Annotated in this window: 15 protein-coding genes and 1 tRNA gene; 7 read left to right on the plus strand and 9 right to left on the minus strand. The window is 64.2% G+C overall.

Annotation, left to right across the window (positions count from 1 at the left end; translation table 11 throughout):
* The first annotated feature begins 482 nt into the window (after nucleotides 1–482).
* Genes IVB40_RS18550 through IVB40_RS18575 form a run of 6 tightly spaced genes read left to right on the plus strand, consistent with a single transcriptional unit; the run spans nucleotide 483 to nucleotide 5,641 of the window.
* The gene (locus IVB40_RS18550; RefSeq protein WP_247463154.1) at nucleotides 483–1,190 is read left to right on the plus strand and encodes a c-type cytochrome; all 708 of its coding nucleotides are present in this window, start codon (nucleotides 483–485) and stop codon (nucleotides 1,188–1,190) included.
* A gap of 8 nt (nucleotides 1,191–1,198) precedes the next feature.
* The gene (locus IVB40_RS18555; RefSeq protein WP_247462110.1) at nucleotides 1,199–2,461 is read left to right on the plus strand and encodes a cytochrome c; all 1,263 of its coding nucleotides are present in this window, start codon (nucleotides 1,199–1,201) and stop codon (nucleotides 2,459–2,461) included.
* A 7-nt stretch (nucleotides 2,462–2,468) separates the two neighbouring features.
* Nucleotides 2,469–2,645 carry a hypothetical protein gene (locus tag IVB40_RS18560; protein WP_027566913.1) on the plus strand — a complete coding sequence of 59 codons (177 nt, stop codon included), beginning with the start codon at nucleotides 2,469–2,471 and terminating at the stop codon, nucleotides 2,643–2,645.
* Complete coding sequence (locus tag IVB40_RS18565; protein ID WP_247286087.1) at nucleotides 2,642–3,217, plus strand: cytochrome C oxidase subunit II; 576 nt, start codon at nucleotides 2,642–2,644, stop codon at nucleotides 3,215–3,217. The genes IVB40_RS18560 and IVB40_RS18565 overlap by 4 nt, the downstream gene beginning before the upstream one ends.
* Nucleotides 3,204–4,826 carry a b(o/a)3-type cytochrome-c oxidase subunit 1 gene (locus IVB40_RS18570; RefSeq protein WP_247815914.1) on the plus strand — a complete coding sequence of 541 codons (1,623 nt, stop codon included), beginning with the start codon at nucleotides 3,204–3,206 and terminating at the stop codon, nucleotides 4,824–4,826. The genes IVB40_RS18565 and IVB40_RS18570 overlap by 14 nt, the downstream gene beginning before the upstream one ends.
* Entirely contained in the window at nucleotides 4,826–5,641 is an 816-nt protein-coding gene (locus tag IVB40_RS18575; protein ID WP_247815915.1) for a c-type cytochrome, read from the plus strand. Before IVB40_RS18570 ends, IVB40_RS18575 begins: the two co-directional genes overlap by 1 nt.
* 142 nt (nucleotides 5,642–5,783) lie before the next feature.
* Here the strand turns inward: IVB40_RS18575 and IVB40_RS18580 are convergent, their stop codons facing one another.
* Together IVB40_RS18580 and lipA are read right to left on the minus strand one after the other, a co-directional pair.
* Complete coding sequence (locus tag IVB40_RS18580; protein ID WP_247815916.1) at nucleotides 5,784–6,254, minus strand: SRPBCC family protein; 471 nt, start codon at nucleotides 6,252–6,254, stop codon at nucleotides 5,784–5,786.
* A gap of 6 nt (nucleotides 6,255–6,260) precedes the next feature.
* The gene (lipA, locus tag IVB40_RS18585; RefSeq protein ID WP_247815917.1) at nucleotides 6,261–7,217 is read right to left on the minus strand and encodes a lipoyl synthase; all 957 of its coding nucleotides are present in this window, start codon (nucleotides 7,215–7,217) and stop codon (nucleotides 6,261–6,263) included.
* 130 nt (nucleotides 7,218–7,347) lie between these two features.
* Here lipA and IVB40_RS18590 point away from each other — a divergent pair, with 130 nt between their 5' ends.
* Entirely contained in the window at nucleotides 7,348–7,950 is a 603-nt protein-coding gene (locus IVB40_RS18590; protein WP_247815918.1) for a DNA-3-methyladenine glycosylase, read from the plus strand.
* A 2-nt stretch (nucleotides 7,951–7,952) separates the two neighbouring features.
* Here the strand turns inward: IVB40_RS18590 and IVB40_RS18595 are convergent, their stop codons facing one another.
* The 7 genes from IVB40_RS18595 to IVB40_RS18625 all read right to left on the minus strand — a co-directional run bounded on the left by IVB40_RS18595 (nucleotide 7,953) and on the right by IVB40_RS18625 (nucleotide 15,389).
* Entirely contained in the window at nucleotides 7,953–10,829 is a 2,877-nt protein-coding gene (locus tag IVB40_RS18595; RefSeq protein WP_247359271.1) for a valine--tRNA ligase, read from the minus strand.
* Nucleotides 10,830–10,969: 140 nt separating this feature from the next.
* Nucleotides 10,970–11,743 carry a DUF2497 domain-containing protein gene (locus tag IVB40_RS18600; RefSeq protein WP_247286094.1) on the minus strand — a complete coding sequence of 258 codons (774 nt, stop codon included), beginning with the start codon at nucleotides 11,741–11,743 and terminating at the stop codon, nucleotides 10,970–10,972.
* Nucleotides 11,744–12,048: 305 nt separating this feature from the next.
* Complete coding sequence (locus IVB40_RS18605) at nucleotides 12,049–13,440, minus strand: TolC family outer membrane protein (RefSeq protein ID WP_027566905.1); 1,392 nt, start codon at nucleotides 13,438–13,440, stop codon at nucleotides 12,049–12,051.
* Between the two features lie 214 nt (nucleotides 13,441–13,654).
* Nucleotides 13,655–14,317, minus strand: coding sequence for a protein-L-isoaspartate O-methyltransferase (locus IVB40_RS18610; protein WP_247815919.1), 663 nt, complete (start codon nucleotides 14,315–14,317; stop codon nucleotides 13,655–13,657).
* A gap of 138 nt (nucleotides 14,318–14,455) precedes the next feature.
* On the minus strand, nucleotides 14,456–14,635 hold the full coding sequence (locus tag IVB40_RS18615; protein WP_026233446.1) for a hypothetical protein: 180 nt from the start codon (nucleotides 14,633–14,635) through the stop codon (nucleotides 14,456–14,458).
* A gap of 176 nt (nucleotides 14,636–14,811) precedes the next feature.
* Nucleotides 14,812–14,886 (minus strand) — tRNA-Asn (locus tag IVB40_RS18620).
* A 134-nt stretch (nucleotides 14,887–15,020) separates the two neighbouring features.
* Complete coding sequence (locus IVB40_RS18625) at nucleotides 15,021–15,389, minus strand: hypothetical protein (RefSeq protein ID WP_007591185.1); 369 nt, start codon at nucleotides 15,387–15,389, stop codon at nucleotides 15,021–15,023.
* Between the last annotated feature and the right edge of the window lie 220 nt (nucleotides 15,390–15,609).

Consider the following 15,609-nt stretch of genomic DNA (forward strand, 5'->3'; position numbering starts at 1 on the left):
TGTGCGTCAAGTCTTGTGGTGATGTGGGCGGCCCGACCGGGCACGCGCATCAGCCATCCGCAAGGCGACGGGGGCAATAGTGCATCGCTCCCCGGGGAGAGCTCGGCATAAGCCGTCAAACCACTGCAAGGGAAGGCCGTGTGTTGGGCTTCACCTGTATGCCGCTGTGCAGCCTCTTGTAGCGCAACCTTCGCACAGTGGACCGTGGGTGCCAGCCGGCACCCGGCCTTCCCTGCGCCCTCTGACAGAGGGCGTAACGCACACGCCGACTCGGGCAGGAACTGTCGCGAGGTCGCCGCGTTATGTCCAGTTTTCAAAAAGCACGCAAACTTTGTCGAATCCGATCGGGATCGCAGATATCGACCGCGGCCAAACGTCATGGCTTCTGTCTGAACTTGGCGTGGGAAAATTATTGGCGCAATAATGATCCGCTACGTTGCGGCCGGGAATCAACCCGGTCCTGTTTTCTGGAGGGCGACGGCGTGTTCGCGCGCTTCACTGCTCCGGCAATCGCCATTGCCATCCTGAGCGCCTTTGATGGTGCGGCCGCACAAACCGCTAACCAGCCGCCGGATACGATGGCGGCGCGGGTGGAGGCCTGCACGCCCTGTCATGGCAACAAGGGCGAAGGCACCCGCGACGTCTACTTCCCGCGTCTCGCAGGCAAGCCGGCCGGTTATCTCTACAACCAGCTCCTCGCTTTCCGTAGCGGCCGGCGCAAATACCCACCGATGAACTATCTGCTGGAATTCCTGCCCGATCCCTACCTGGAGGCGATGGCGGAATATTTTGCCAGCGAGCACCCGCCGCTGCCACCGCCGGCGCCGAGCGAAGTCAGCAAGGACGTCCTCGCGCACGGTGAGCTGCTCGCCACCAGCGGCGATGCCGGCCGCAACATTCCGGCTTGCGTGAGCTGTCATGGCCCTGGACTGACGGGTATGCAGCCCGGCATCCCCGGCCTGCTCGGCTTGCGCGCCAATTACATCAGCGCCCAGCTCGGCGGCTGGCGTTATGGCACTCGCACCGCGAAATCCCCTGATTGCATGCAGCTCGTCGCCGGTCACTTGACCGAGGCGGACGTCACCGCCATCGCAGCCTGGCTTGCGACGCGGCCTGCCCCCGCGAACCCAGCCCCCGTGCCGAAAGGCACCTATGCGCTGCCATTCGGCTGCGGTAGCCAGCCCAACTGACGAGGCGGATGATGGGCTTCAAATTGTCGATCAAGCTCCTGTCCATCAAGTTGCTCGCCATCGCCGCGTTCACCACGGCAGCAGCCGCGCAGGACAAAGACAAGACCGGCGACATCATCGCGCGCGGGGAATATCTGGCCCGTGCCGGCGACTGCACCGCCTGCCACACCGCGCCGGAAGGACGTCTGTTTGCCGGCGGCCGTGCCATGCCGACACCGTTCGGCACGCTGTACACCTCCAACATCACGCCCGATCCGGAGACAGGCATCGGCAAGTGGAGAGCCGACGACTTCTACAAGACCATGCACAGCGGCCGCTTTCCCGACGGCGGGCTGATCTACCCGGCGATGCCGTTTGCGTCCTACACCAAGGTCACGCGCGCCGACAGCGACGCCATCTTCGCCTATCTGCGCTCGATTGCGCCGGTGAACCAGAAGAACAAGCCGCACGAATTGCGTTTCCCTTACGACAACCGCCAGCTCATCCTCGGCTGGCGCACGCTGTTCTTCAGCGAGGGCGAGTTCAAGCCGGATCCGAAAAAATCGGCGGAATGGAATCGCGGCGCCTATCTGGTCGAGGGCCTCGGCCATTGTGGCATGTGCCATTCGCCGATCAACGCGCTCGGCGGCACCTCGCAATCGGACGCGTTCAAAGGCGGCCTGATCCCGATGCAGAACTGGTACGCGCCCTCGCTGACGTCGAACCGTGAGGCCGGGCTCGGTGACTGGAGCATCAAAGACATCACGGATCTGCTCCAGACCGGCGTTTCCATGCGCGGCGTGGTTTACGGCCCGATGGCCGAGGTCGTGCACAACAGTCTGCAATATCTCGATGACGCGGACACCAGGGCGATGGCGGTCTACCTCAAGGGCATCGCGGAGCCCTCGCCTCCGCCGGCCGCGAGCTCGGCGCTGCCGACCAGCGAGAGCAGCCTTCTGATCAGCCTCGGCAAGACCGTCTACGACAAGAACTGCGCGAGCTGTCATGGCACCCAGGGCGAGGGCAAGCCGCCGCACTGGCCGCCGCTCGCCAACAACCAGTCCATCGAGATGCAGTCGGCGGTCAACCCGATCCGCATGGTGCTCAATGGCGGCTATCCGCCGGGCACCAAGGGCAATCCGATGCCCTACGGCATGCCGCCCTTCGCCGGCCTCCTCTCCGACAACGAGGTCGCCGCCGTCGTCTCCTACATCCGCACCGCCTGGGGCAATCGCGGCACGCCGGTCTCGGCGCGCGAGGCCAACGAGCTGCGCTCGGCACCGCTGAACTGAGGGCCCCATGTTCAATTCCGACCCGCCAACCAGCCCAGCCGTCGCCGACCAGGCCATCGAGGAAGTCGTGGCGCAGGGCCCATCCGGCGCGATAGTGGTCGCCGGCATCGCCACGGCCTGCGTGGTCGCGATGTGGTTCGCCTTCTATCTGTTCGTGTTCCTGCCGCGCGGCTCGCTGCAATGAGCGTCGAGGGAGCCCACAGCAACGGTAGCGCCAGCGCCGAGGTCGCAGCCCGCGTCGAGCGGCGCTGGGCCACCATCGCCGTGATTATCGTCGTGATGATGGCGCTGCTGGCGGCATTCGCCGGTATCCATCGCGCGACCATGCCGCAGCCGCGCGTCGAAACCACCGATCCCTCGCGGCTGCATCTGAGCGGTGAATTCGTCGAAAGCAATCTCGGCAGCGTGCTGGAGGCCAACGGCAATGTCACCGTGCGCGCGATTGGCCAGCAATATTCCTTCACGCCGGCCTGCATCGTGGTGCCCGTCGACACGCCGATCACGCTGCGCGCCACCAGCGCCGATGTCGTCCACGGCATCCTGATCCAAGGCACCAACGTCAACACCATGCTGGTGCCGGGCTACATCTCCGAGCAGCTCATGCGCTTTACGAAGAGCGGCGACTATCTGATGCCCTGCCAGGAGTTTTGCTCCTTCGGCCACGAGGGCATGTGGGGCAAGGTCAAAGTGATCGACAAGACGGACTTCGCGAACCGCGCGAAGGGTGGCGGGAGGCTGAGCTGTGTTGGTCAATAGAAAGCTCATCCTCGCCCATTTCTGGCTGGCCTTCGCCGTGTTCGGCATCGCGCTCACGCTCGGCGCCTGGCAGATGTTCATCCGCAGCCCGATCGGCACTTGGCTGTCCAATCCCGAACTCTATTACCGCTCGCTGACCGCGCACGGCACGGTGATGGGCTATGTCTTCCCGACGCTGGTCGCGATGGGGTTTGGCTATGCCATTAGCGAGTCCGCGCTGGAGCAGCGGCTGGTCGGTGTGCGCTGGGCTTGGGCGGGATTCTGGCTGATTGTGGTCGGCGCGATCATGGCGATGGTCCCGGTCGGGCTCGGCCGCGCTTCGGTGCTCTACACGTTCTACCCGCCGCTGATCGGCAACGTGTTCTACTATCTTGGCGTCGTGCTGGTCGTGGTCGGCTCCTGGATCTGGGTCGCGCTGATGTCGATCAATCTGCGCGTCTGGCGCAAGGCCCATCCCGGCGCGCCGGTGCCGCTGGCGATGTTCGCCAATGTCGCGGGCTCGTATCTGTGGGCCTGGACTGCGGTCGGTGCCGCGCTCGAGCTGCTGCTGCAGATCATTCCGGTCGCGGCGGGGCTGAAGGCCACCATCGACGCCGGCCTTGCGCGCGTGTTCTTCTCCTGGACGCTGCACGCCATCGTCTATTTCTGGCTGATGCCGACCTACATCGCCTATTACACCATCGTGCCGCGTGCGATCGGCGGCCGCGTCTATTCCGACAGCATGGCGCGGATTTCCTTCATCCTGTTCCTGGTGGTGGCGATGCCGATCGGCATGCACCACACCTTCGCGGATCCGCAGGTCGGCGCCGGCTTCAAGTTCATCCATTCGGCTTTCACGGCGCTGGTCGCGCTGCCGACGCTGCTGACCGTGTTCACGATCTGCGCCTCCGTCGAGATCGCGGCGCGCCTGCGCGGCGGCCGCGGCATGTTCGGCTGGATCAGGGCCCTGCCCTGGGACAATCCGATGATGCTGGCCCTCGCCTTTTCATTTGTCATGCTCGGCTTCGGTGGCGCCGGCGGCCTCATCAACATGAGCTATCAGCTCGATGCGTCGATCCACAACACGCAGTGGATCACCGGCCATTTCCACCTGATCTTCGGCGGCGCCATCGTGATCATGTATTTTGCGATCGCCTATGATCTGTGGCCGCATCTGACCGCGCGCGAGCTGATCGACGTCCGCCTGATCCGCAGCCAGCTCTGGCTGTGGTTCATCGGCATGATCGTCACGACCTTTCCCTGGCACTGGGTCGGCATTCTCGGCATGCCGCGCCGCATGGCCTATTTCGACTTCGGAGACCCCGCGATCGCGCCGCAGGCCCTCTCGGTCACCCTCTCGGCCATCGGCGGCTTCATCCTGCTGGTGTCGGGCATCATGTTCATCGTTATCCTTGCTCGCGGCATGCGCGCGCCGCAGGTCGACGCCGGCCCCTATCGCTTCGCGCTGGCGGTGCACCAGCCCACAACGGTCCCCGTCGCGCTCAACACTCATGCGTTGTGGGTGGCGCTGATGATCGCGCTCACCCTCACCAATTACGGCTATCCGATCCTGAATCTGGCGCTGACCGAGGGCACCTCTGTGCCAGCCGTTTATGTGGGAGCGCAGTGATGAGCACGCGCGACCTCTTCACCTTCACCAATCGTCATTTCAAGGCGAGTGTGATCATCACCGCCGCGATCCTGATCGTCACGGCGATTGCGGGCTTCCTCGTGCTGCCCTTCGCACAGCCCTGGGTTCAGTTCGCCAACGTTTGGGACGCGATCTGCAGCGCTGCCGGCGTGCCGCAGCGCGCAGCGAGCGTGACGGCGCCGGAGCAGACCAGGCGCCTGTCGGGGGTCGTGCTGACGTCGAACACGCTGGCACGCCCGAACCAGGAGGCGATCGGACGCGGCGCCACGCTGGCGCAGCGTTGCGCGATCTGTCATGGCCCGACCGGTGTCAGCCGCGCGGATTCGCCCAATCTTGCCGGCCAGTACGCGGCCGTGATCTACAAGGAGCTGCATGATTTCCGCACCGGCGCGCGCGCCAACGCCGTGATGTCACCGTTCGCCGTCAATTTGACGGACCAGGAGATCGCAGATCTCTCGAACTACTACGCCTACCTGCCGCGGCTGCCGGCCTATCACCCGACGCCGCAACTGCCGAAGCCAAACATCGTGATCTACGGCGCACCGATGCGCGGCATCGCGCCCTGCGGCGCCTGCCACGGCAGCCTCGACAACAAGACGGGCAGCCCGTGGCTCGAAGGCCAGTCCGAGGCCTACATGAAGGCGCAGCTGCAGGCCTTTGCCTCCGGCGAGCGCCGCAATGACATCAGCCAGCAGATGCGCAACATCGCGCGGGCGATGACCCCGCAGGAAATCGAGCAGGCCGCGGCGTATTATGCCTCGCAGCCGCCGGATGTCGTGAAGGCGGTGGATTGAAATTTTTGGCACGCCTGCCTCCCCCATTGTCATTGCGAGCGCAGCGAAGCAATCCAAAGTCTCTCTGCGGAGGGATTCTGGATTGCTTCGTCGCAAGGGCTCCTCGCAATGACGGAGGAGAGAGCGTGCCCGTCCGCAACCACTACGACGACGCCAGCTTCCGCCGTCCGTAGATCGCATCCGCCCGCTTCTCGAACGCGATGGAAAATCGCGCGAACGCGGCGTCGAACATCGAGCCCATCAGGAGCGCCAGCATGCGGCTCTTGAACTCGTAAGCGAGGAAGAAACCAACGTCGCAAACACTCTCGCCTTTGGGCTCGAACGTCCAGCGGTTTTCCAGATTGCTGAAGGGACCTTGCAGATATTCGACCAGGATCTTCAAATTGGCGCGGTCGAGCGTCACGCGGCTGGTGAAGGATTCCCTGACCAGCTTGAACGACACCGTCATGTCTGCGACCAGCACCTCGGTGCCGCCGGGTTTCGCCATGCGCTGACGGACCTTCAGCGCGCTGCACAGCGGCACGAATTCCGGGTAGCGCTCGACGTCGGCCACCAGATCAAACATCTCGGACGCGCTGTGATCGACACGGCGCTTGCTCGAAAAATTGGGCATGGCGATTCAGCGGGCGTTTGCTGCCCGCGCGGCCTTCAGTTTCGCAAAATCCTCGCCGGCATGATGCGACGAACGGGTGAGCGGGCTCGCCGACACCATCAGGAAGCCCTTGGTGTAGGCGACCTTCTCGTAGGACGAAAACTCGTCCGGCGGCACGTAACGCATCACGGCGTGATGCTTGCGGGTCGGCTGGAGATATTGCCCGATGGTCAGGAAATCGACGTCGGCGGAACGCAGATCGTCCATCACCTGCTGCACCTCGTGGCGCTCTTCCCCGAGGCCGACCATGATGCCGGACTTGGTGAAGATGGTGGGATCGAGCTCCTTGACCCGCTGCAGCAGCCGGATCGAATGGAAATAGCGCGCGCCCGGCCGCACCGTGAGATAGCACGACGGCACGGTCTCGAGATTGTGGTTGAACACGTCGGGCTTCGCGGCGACGACGACCTCCAGCGCCCCCTCCTTGCGCAGGAAGTCGGGCGTCAGGATCTCGATCGTGGTCGAGGGGCACGCGGCGCGGATCGCGCGGATGGTCTGAGCGAAATGCTCGGCGCCGCCGTCAGTGAGATCGTCGCGGTCGACGGAGGTGATGACGACATGGGCAAGCCCGAGCTTGGCTACGGCCTCGCCGACGTTGTGCGGCTCGGCCGCGTCGAGCGCGTTCGGCATGCCGGTCTTGACGTTGCAGAAAGCACAGGCGCGGGTGCAGGTGTCGCCCATGATCATGAAGGTCGCGTGCTTCTTGTCCCAGCACTCGCCGATATTCGGGCAGCCCGCCTCCTCGCACACCGTATGCAGGCCGTTGGCGCGCACGATGTTGCGGGTGTCGGCATAGCCGCGGGTGTTGGGCGCGCGTACGCGGATCCAGTCCGGCTTCGGCGGCGAAGCGGAATCGGGCCGGTTCACCTTTTCGGGGTGACGTGGGCGCAGCGGGTTCGAGATGGTATCGACAATAACGACCATGGGGTGTCCGGTCTGACCAAGCCCTACCTAGTCGGTCTGACCGGGCATCGCAACCCGGCTCGCCTCGCTTCAGGGAACATGGCAGATATGGGCAATATCCTGCTCTGTTCTCTGGCGATTCTCACCTCGAATGGCTCCAGTCTCGAAACCTTCCATACCCCGGCTCGGCAGAGCCCTGAAGCGTGCCTTTTTCGCGCGCAGCGTCCACGAGGTCGCGGCCGAATTGATCGGCGCGACCATGCTTGTCGACGGCGTCGGCGGGATCATCGTCGAGGTCGAGGCCTATCATCATACCGAGCCGGCGGCGCACTCCTACAATGGCCCCACGCCGCGGAACCAGGTGATGTTCGGCCCGCCCGGCTTTGCCTATGTCTACCGCTCCTACGGCATCCATTGGTGCGTGAACTTCGTCTGCGAGGAAGAAGGCTCGGCGAGCGCCGTGCTGATCCGCGCGCTGGAGCCGACCCACGGAATCGCCGCGATGCGTCGGCGGCGCCATCTCCAGGATTTGCACGCGTTGTGCTCGGGCCCGGGCAAGCTGACCGAAGCGCTCGGCATCACCATCGCGCACAATGCCTTGCCGCTGGACCGCCCGCCGATCGCGCTGCATGCGCGGACGGAGGATCTGGAGGTCGTGGCCGGAATCCGGATCGGCATCACCAAGGCCGTCGAGCTGCCCTGGCGCTATGGCGTCAGGGGCTCGAAATTCCTCAGCAAGCCGTTTCCGAAATAAGCCTACGAGGCCTGCTTCAGCCGCTCCAGCGCCTCGAGGAGCTTGGCCTTGCGGGCGAGCGCAGCCTCACGCTTTTCGCGCTCCTCCTCGACGACCTCCTCGGCCGCGTTGGCGACGAATTTCTCGTTCGCCAGCTTGGACTCCGCGCGCTTGATGTCGGAATCGGCCTTCCCGATCTCCTTGTCGAGACGCGTGCGCTCGGCGGCGACGTCGATCACGCCCTTCAGTGGCAGCGCAGCCACCTCGCCGCGCACCAGGAGCTGGACCGCGCCGTCGGGCGCACGGTCGGCGAAGGAGATGTCCGACAGCCGCGCCATGCGCTTGATGACGTCGCTCCAGCGCGGCGCGCGCTCCTTCGTCTCGGACGATGCGCCTGCGACCACCAGCGCCGTCAGGGTCGCCGGCGGAATGTTCATCTCGGCGCGCACCGAACGGATCTGCGTGACGAGGTCGATCACCCAGCCGATCTCGGCCTCGGCCGCGGGATCGGTGAAGTCGGCATGGTCGAAGATCGGCAGCACCCAAACCGGTGAGACGAGCGCGTCGGTCGGCCCCGTCGTCGCTGCGAGCATCGCAAGCTGCTCCGGCGTCGGCCCGGCCGGCTTCAGCGGCCACGGTGCCAGCGCGAGCAGACCGTCGCGCTTGGCCGTCACCTCCCACAGCTCCTCGGTGATGAAGGGCATGAAGGGGTGCAGCAGTTTCAGGATCTCGTCGCGCGCCCATGCCACCATGGCGCGGGTTTCCGCCTTGGCAGGGCTGTCGGGACCGAGCAGCACGGGTTTTGCGAGCTCGAGATACCAGTCGCAATAGACGTTCCAGACGAAGCGGTAGATGCTGCCGGCGGCGTCGTTGAAGCGGTAGGCCTCGATCGCCTCGGTCACCTCACGCGTGGTGTGTGCGCTCTCATGCGCGATCCAGCGGTTCAGCGTCTCCTTGACCTTCGCCGGCTCGAAGCCCTCGGGCACGGCGCAGTGGTTCATCTCTGCAAAGCGCGACGCATTCCAGAGCTTGGTCGCGAAATTGCGGTAGCCCTCGACACGGCTGGTGGCAAGCTTGATGTCGCGGCCCTGCGCGGCCATCGCAGCCAGCGTGAAGCGCAGCGCATCGGCGCCATATTGGTCGATCAGGCTGAGCGGATCGATGACGTTGCCCTTCGACTTCGACATCTTGGCGCCCTTCTCGTCGCGGACGAGGGCGTGGATGTAGATCGTCGAGAACGGCACCTCCTTCATGAAGTGAAGGCCCATCATCATCATGCGGGCGACCCAGAAGAAGATGATGTCGAATCCGGTCACCAGCGCATTGGTCGGGTAGTAGCGCTGCACTTCCGGCGCGTCCGCGGGCCAGCCGAGGGTCGAGAACGGCCACAGCGCCGAGGAGAACCAGGTGTCGAGCACGTCCTCGTCGCGCGTGATGAAGCCGTCACGCTTGTTGCGGTCGAGCGCCATCTCGCGGCCCTGCTCGACCGTGATGACCTCCTGCTCGACGTAATAGCCGAGGGCGTGGCTGACGGCCTCCTCCTCGGTCTCGGCGACGAACACCTTGCCGTCGGGACCGTACCAGGCTGGAATCTGGTGGCCCCACCAGAGCTGGCGCGAGATGCACCAGGGCTGGATGTTCTCCATCCACTCGAAATAGGTTTTTTCCCAATTCTTCGGCACGAAGGTGGTTTCGCCCGAACGCACGGCGGCCATCGCCGGCTTCGCCAGCGTCTTGGCGTCGACATACCATTGGTCGGTAAGATAGGGCTCGATCACCGTGCCGGAGCGGTCGCCATGCGGCACCATGTGGGTATGGGGCTCGATCCGCTCGACGAAGCCGAACGATTCCAGCCGCTCGACGATGCGCTTGCGCGCTGCAAAGCGATCGAGCTTGTTGAACTCCTCGGCGAACTGCGCGGCACCTGCCGGCAGGTCGCGCAGATAATCTTCGTTGTCGAGGAGATCGAGGCAACCCTCCTTGTCGATGACGCTGATCCGGGCGAGGCCATGGCGATTGCCGACCTCGAAGTCGTTGAAGTCGTGCGCCGGTGTCACCTTGACCGCGCCCGAGCCCTTCTCCGGATCGGAATAATCGTCGGCGACGATCCGGATCTTGCGGCCGACCAGCGGCAGAATCACGTTCTTGCCGACCAGCTTCTGATAGCGCTCGTCATCGGGATGCACGGCGACGCCGGTATCGCCGAGCATGGTCTCCGGGCGCGTGGTGGCAACGACGATGAAGCTCGAGGGATCCTCGGGGCTGAAAGTCTTGCCCTCGATCGGATAGCGCAGGTACCAGAGGCTGCCCTTGACCTCGGCCTGCTGCACTTCGAGATCGGAGATCGCGGTGAGCAACTTGGTGTCCCAGTTCACCAGCCGCTTGTCCTTGTAGATCAGGCCGTCGCGGTGCAGCTCGACGAAGACCTTGACCACGGCCTTGGACAGGCCCTCGTCCATGGTGAAGCGTTCGCGCGACCAGTCGCAGGAGGCGCCGAGCCGCTTGAGCTGGTTGATGATGGTGTCGCCGCTCTCGGCCTTCCACTGCCAGACCCGTTCCAGAAACTTCTCGCGGCCCATCTCGCGACGGCTGGGCTGCTGGCGCTCCATCAGCTGCCGCTCCACCACCATCTGGGTGGCGATGCCGGCATGGTCGGTGCCGGGCTGCCACAGCACGTCGCGGCCGCGCATGCGCTCGAACCGGCACAGGATGTCCTGGAGCGTGTTGTTGAGGGCGTGGCCCATGTGGAGCGAGCCCGTCACGTTCGGCGGCGGGATCACGATGGTAAAGGGCACTGCGTCGCGACGGTCCGGGCGGCCGGCCTTGAAGGCAAGGCTGTCCTCCCACACGACGGACATGCGGGCTTCTATATCGGCGGGTTGGTAATTTTTCTCGATCATGGCGCTGTTAGAAAGCCGCGCACGGGGTCCAAGTCAACGGACAAGTCAACGGAAAGCCAGGCGGCAACAGGGCTTTCCGGTCCGGTCAGGGGACAAAATATATCGCACAAGCAGGGTTTTTGAGGGCTCTGCGGCCCGATCTACCTGCCGCCGCGCGATACCCGCTCGATTTCCGCCTTCACGATGCGTTCAACGAGGCCCGGCAAATTGTCGTCCAGCCAGGATTTCAGCATTGGACGCAGCATCTCCTTGACCAGATCCTCCAGCGTTCGCGCATTGCTGCTGAGCACCGTGTGGGCCAGGGAATTGAAGGCGGATTCGACCGCGGAGACCGTCGATTGCGCCAGGATCGGCTGTTGGGGCGGCAGTGGCGGCGCATCGAAGTCCACCGGCGCATAGGATGCCGGCGTCGGGCGCGGCGGCGGCGATTCGGCGAATTCGAGATCGTCGCGCGGCTCGACCTTGCGGAAGCTCGGCGGCGGCGGAGACGGCGTTGGCTCCATCGCCAGCGCCATATCGTCGGTCAATTCCAGCACGTCGGGCTCAGGTTCGGGCTCCGGCTCGGGAGCACGGATTTCCGGCGCAGCGGTGGCCGTATCGAGGCCCGCTAGCAGTGCGTCGATATCGTCCTGATTGTTGGATGCATCCGCCTCGGGTGCCGGGGCTGGCGGCGCTGCCGGCTTTGCAGCCGGAGCCGGTGCGGGCTTCTCGGCGGCCGCTTTGGGCGGCGCGACCTTGGATGGCGGAATATCGTTGATCGCCTGCGGCTTCGGTGGCGCGGCGGGGGCGGCAGCTTTCTCGGGCTTGGCAGCATCCGCCGGCGGCGGCTTGGCCTCATCGTCGGCAATGATGCGCCGGATCGAGGCCAGAATCTCCTCCATCGAGGGTTCTGTGACCTTTGCAGGCTGCGTCATCTCCGACTCCACATCATCAACGCCCTCGCATGCGTTGTTTTACACCAAGCACGACAGGATTGGCCGGTTCCGGATGGGTGGCCCGACATTTTCGTCACGGCAGCCCGACTTGTCCCCAGATGACGGCTCAACGTGCAGCGGTGCGCCCCTGCCCTCGGCACTCATGCTTTACGCACACGGCATCGGATGCAGAGCGAATCGGCCCGCATCTTCTTGGCAAGGCTATGTCAGGGATTTTGCTGATTGCAAGCAAAGCACCGGTCGGCTTCGACTATTCGCGAGGCCGACCGGACGATTACGGGACTCTAGCGTCCGTCAGGCGTGCGCACGCCGGCCCAGCTGTCGCGAACCTGTTGGTAGTGAACGCTGGGATCGTAGACCGTGGTGTTGAGGCCGAGGACTTGCGGCGCGAGACGGCCGACCGCATTGAGCACCGAATAGGACGCCACCACGCGGTCATGCTGGGCAGTGACGAGCGCAACGCGTGCGTTCACCAGCGCCTGCTGCGCGTTGAGCACGTCCAGCGTGGTACGCTGGCCGGCCTTGGCTTCTTCGCGCACGCCGTTCAGCGCGATCTCGGAAGCCGTGACCTGCGCCTGCGCAGATTGTACCTGCGCCTTGCCGGCTTCCAACTGCCCCCAGGCCTGCACGACGTTGGCACGGGTCTGGTCGCGGGTGGTTTCGAGATTCAGGCGCTGCTGCGCCAGGTTCTCTTTCGATTGGCGGATGAGCGCATATTCAGCGCCGCCCTGATAGATCGGCACGGAGGCGGTCGCGATGGCGGAAGCGGTCGTCGTTCGGAAGACCGTCAGGGTCTGCTGGTACGACTGGGTGATGCCAGCCTGAACCGTGAGGGTCGGCAGCAGCGCGCCTTCGTTGATCTTGACCTGAAGATAATTGACATCGATGCCGAACATCGAGGCCGTGACGTTGGGGTTCTCCACCAGGCTGAGACCGACGGCGGAGGCGAGCGTCCCGGGCAGGAAACGATCGACGGGCGAGCCCGGCGCAAGGTTCGTCGGCTCATTGCCGATGATGCGGCGGAAATTCGCGCGCGTCGTCGTGAGATTCGATTCGGCAGTCAGTGCCTGGGTCCTGCCGGCCGCGAGCTGCGCTTCGGATTGCGCCACGTCCGTGCGCGTCACTTCGCCGACATTGAAGCGATCGCGGGTCTGCTTGAGCGTCTGTTCGAGCACGCGCACGTTGCTGCGCTGAACTTCGAGGGTGGCGGAGTCACGAAGATAATCCATGTAGCTGGTGGCAGCCTGCAACAGGACCGTCTGCTCGAGCACGCGCAACGCCTCGCGGGATCCCGAGACCTGGCTCTCCGCCGCGCGCGTCCTGTTGGCGGTCTGATTGCCGTTGTAGAGCGTCTGGTTGATGGTCAGGCTGGCGCTATTGGGCTGAAGGGGCGGGTCGCTATGGATCGGCAGACCCTTCTGCTGCTGCTGAATGTCCTGATATTGATAGCCGGTGCTGAGGTTGACTCCGACCTTGGGGCGATAGCCCGACAGCGCCTGTGGCACGTTTTCGTCAGTCGAGCGCACCTGGGCGCGCTGCGCGTTAAGCTGCGGATTGTTCTGATAGGCGCGCACCAGCGCAGCCTCGATCGTATCCGCCAAGGCAGGCGTCGGCGCGACAAGCGCCAGCAGCAGGACCGAAACCGCTGCTCCGGTGAAGAGCTTCACCCCATGCATCCAAAAATTCCGTTCATTCTAGCGCCCGGCTCGTGCCCGCGAGCTGGGTTACCGTCTACGAGTGGAGTCGTTGCCCCGCCGCAACATAGGACGCGGTCAAGCGCGACGGAACTACCTGAGGGTGGTTCTCAGTGGAAACTCTTCACGTGCAGCATCCCGGCCACACTTCTGATTCAGAACGGGATTTTAACGGGCTAAAGCCGCTATCGGGCCGTCAGAATACGAAGGCGGCGGCCCGTTCCAGCCCGGGAAGGACCGGGGCCGCGGCATCGAACAGCGCCCGATGGCCGAATTCGCCGTGGGTATGGGTCACGATCATGGCGCGCGGCGGCCTGGATTCGGCCGAAACCCCCAACAGACGCCCACCCTCCTTGAGCTGCCCGAGCAGCCCTGCCGGCGTCACCTCGGTGGCGCCATTGAGGACGATCACATCATAGGGACCACCAGCAGTATCACCCTCGGTGCAGGCCGCGGCCTTGCAGGCCACGTTGGCAAGCCCGAGGGCGGCGAAGGCGTCATTGGCCTTCTTGGCCAGCGCCGAATCGCATTCCGTCGCGGTGACCTGGCGTGCGAGCTTGGCGGTCAACGCAGCGAGATAACCGGTGGCGCAGCCGACGACCAGCACGTTGTCGTCCTCGCCGATCTCGGCGGCCTGGAGCAGCTTGCCGGTCAGCTGCGGCTTGATCAGGAACCGCTTGACGCCGCCCTCGCCGACGTCGAGATCGAGGTCGAGATACGCCACTGCCTGCCGGCTGGCCGGCACGAAGGCCTCGCGCGGAACCGTGAGCATGGCGTCGAGAACACGACGGTCGGTGACGTCACTGGTGCGCACCTGGCCATCGACCATTTTTAGGCGCGCCGTCGAGAAAACGGACATTTGCGGACCCTGCAAGGCGGACGATGCCGCGGACGAAAGTTGGCGGCATCTTTGGAGCAGGCCCTGCAAAAACGCAACATGGCTTTGGCCCAGCGAACCGGGCCTTTCCGCAACTCGCAACGTCCAGGGTGAGCCGGCCTATTCGATCGTGACGGCGAGGCGGCCGATCAATGCGGCGACTTCATCCAGCCGTGCCGAATCGTGGGTCTCGACCGCGCGCGCCAGACAGGCGAGGCATTCGTCGTCGCTGAGTTCGGGGATGTCCGCCGGCAGAATGGAGGGAGCCAGCGGGAAACGGTCGACCTGGATGTCTCGCATGGGAATCAGCTCCGTAAAGGACCGGCGCCTGGAAGCTCGATTTCAATTGAGTCGTTTTGGCGTCGCCGCGGAGAACACGGGCTCGCCACTGTACACATCTAATTGAGAATTTGCCGCAACGAGATCGCACGCCAGATCAGAGTCTTGACGCAAGCCGTTGAAGATGAAGCGGAATTTGGCTCCCCGGGCTGGATTCGAACCAGCGACCATCCGATTAACAGTCGGATGCTCTACCGCTGAGCTACCGAGGAAAAGGGCGAACCCGTCGTTCGCGCGCGGCTGCGTATAACAAAGCCGCTTGCGCTTGCAAAGGACGAATTCGCCATCTCGCACATTGCGGCGAGGAAGGGCGCTTGGCCCCTCCTCCGCCTGGCCTCAGGTCAAGTTACTCGGCGACGAACGAAGTGGTCTTGGTGCCGGAATCGTAGCGCAGCCGAAGCGCGGTGAACTTGCAGAGGTTGACGTTCTTCCAGAGCACGGTCTCGTCATAGTTCTGCCAGTCGACGCGGACGTTCCAGACGCATCCTTCGTCGTCATCGTCGAACTCGACATAAGTGCTCGCCTGGTTCTGCAAAACCTTGTCCAGCTCGTTGTCCCATTCGTCCATGCCGTCATCCGGGGCGTTGAAGCCCAGGAATTTGATCGCATAGCCGGTCTCGTTGACGACAGTGACGTTGCGCGCGTCAGCCGCGAAAGACGGCGCGGCGGCAATCGATAGACCGATCGCAATCAGTGCAGATAGAAAATACTTCATATGAAATTCCCCCGATCGAAACGGGCTTTCGGTGCCTGACGTCGATCGGCGCAGGCGCCGCGGCAACCAATGGCGTTGCCTCGAAGGATTCGTCGGAGGTGCAATCGAAAGGTTCAAGTCGCGATCAATTCGCCTCCGGCGCGTTGCACGACGCGAGACGCGCAACGAGCTAATTCTTACCGATTCGAATTCTCCGCAGCAATGAACCGGCATTCATAGA

Origin of the sequence: Bradyrhizobium sp. 40 (genome assembly GCF_023100925.1) — a bacterium.
Classification (GTDB): domain Bacteria; phylum Pseudomonadota; class Alphaproteobacteria; order Rhizobiales; family Xanthobacteraceae; genus Bradyrhizobium.

Excerpts from the sequence above, each read along its gene's own strand:
- IVB40_RS18590 (WP_247815918.1), top strand. The coding sequence starts at position 7,348 with ATGGCTCCAGTCTCGAAACCTTCCATACCCCGGCTCGGCAGAGCCCTG.
- IVB40_RS18615 (WP_026233446.1), bottom strand. The coding sequence starts at position 14,635 with ATGCGAGACATCCAGGTCGACCGTTTCCCGCTGGCTCCCTCCATTCTG.
- IVB40_RS18605 (WP_027566905.1), bottom strand. The coding sequence starts at position 13,440 with ATGCATGGGGTGAAGCTCTTCACCGGAGCAGCGGTTTCGGTCCTGCTG.
- IVB40_RS18580 (WP_247815916.1), bottom strand. The coding sequence starts at position 6,254 with ATGCCCAATTTTTCGAGCAAGCGCCGTGTCGATCACAGCGCGTCCGAG.
- IVB40_RS18595 (WP_247359271.1), bottom strand. The coding sequence starts at position 10,829 with ATGATCGAGAAAAATTACCAACCCGCCGATATAGAAGCCCGCATGTCC.
- IVB40_RS18565 (WP_247286087.1), top strand. The coding sequence starts at position 2,642 with ATGAGCGTCGAGGGAGCCCACAGCAACGGTAGCGCCAGCGCCGAGGTC.
- IVB40_RS18555 (WP_247462110.1), top strand. The coding sequence starts at position 1,199 with ATGATGGGCTTCAAATTGTCGATCAAGCTCCTGTCCATCAAGTTGCTC.
- IVB40_RS18600 (WP_247286094.1), bottom strand. The coding sequence starts at position 11,743 with ATGACGCAGCCTGCAAAGGTCACAGAACCCTCGATGGAGGAGATTCTG.
- IVB40_RS18610 (WP_247815919.1), bottom strand. The coding sequence starts at position 14,317 with ATGTCCGTTTTCTCGACGGCGCGCCTAAAAATGGTCGATGGCCAGGTG.
- lipA (WP_247815917.1), bottom strand. The coding sequence starts at position 7,217 with ATGGTCGTTATTGTCGATACCATCTCGAACCCGCTGCGCCCACGTCAC.
- IVB40_RS18625 (WP_007591185.1), bottom strand. The coding sequence starts at position 15,389 with ATGAAGTATTTTCTATCTGCACTGATTGCGATCGGTCTATCGATTGCC.
- IVB40_RS18560 (WP_027566913.1), top strand. The coding sequence starts at position 2,469 with ATGTTCAATTCCGACCCGCCAACCAGCCCAGCCGTCGCCGACCAGGCC.
- IVB40_RS18575 (WP_247815915.1), top strand. The coding sequence starts at position 4,826 with ATGAGCACGCGCGACCTCTTCACCTTCACCAATCGTCATTTCAAGGCG.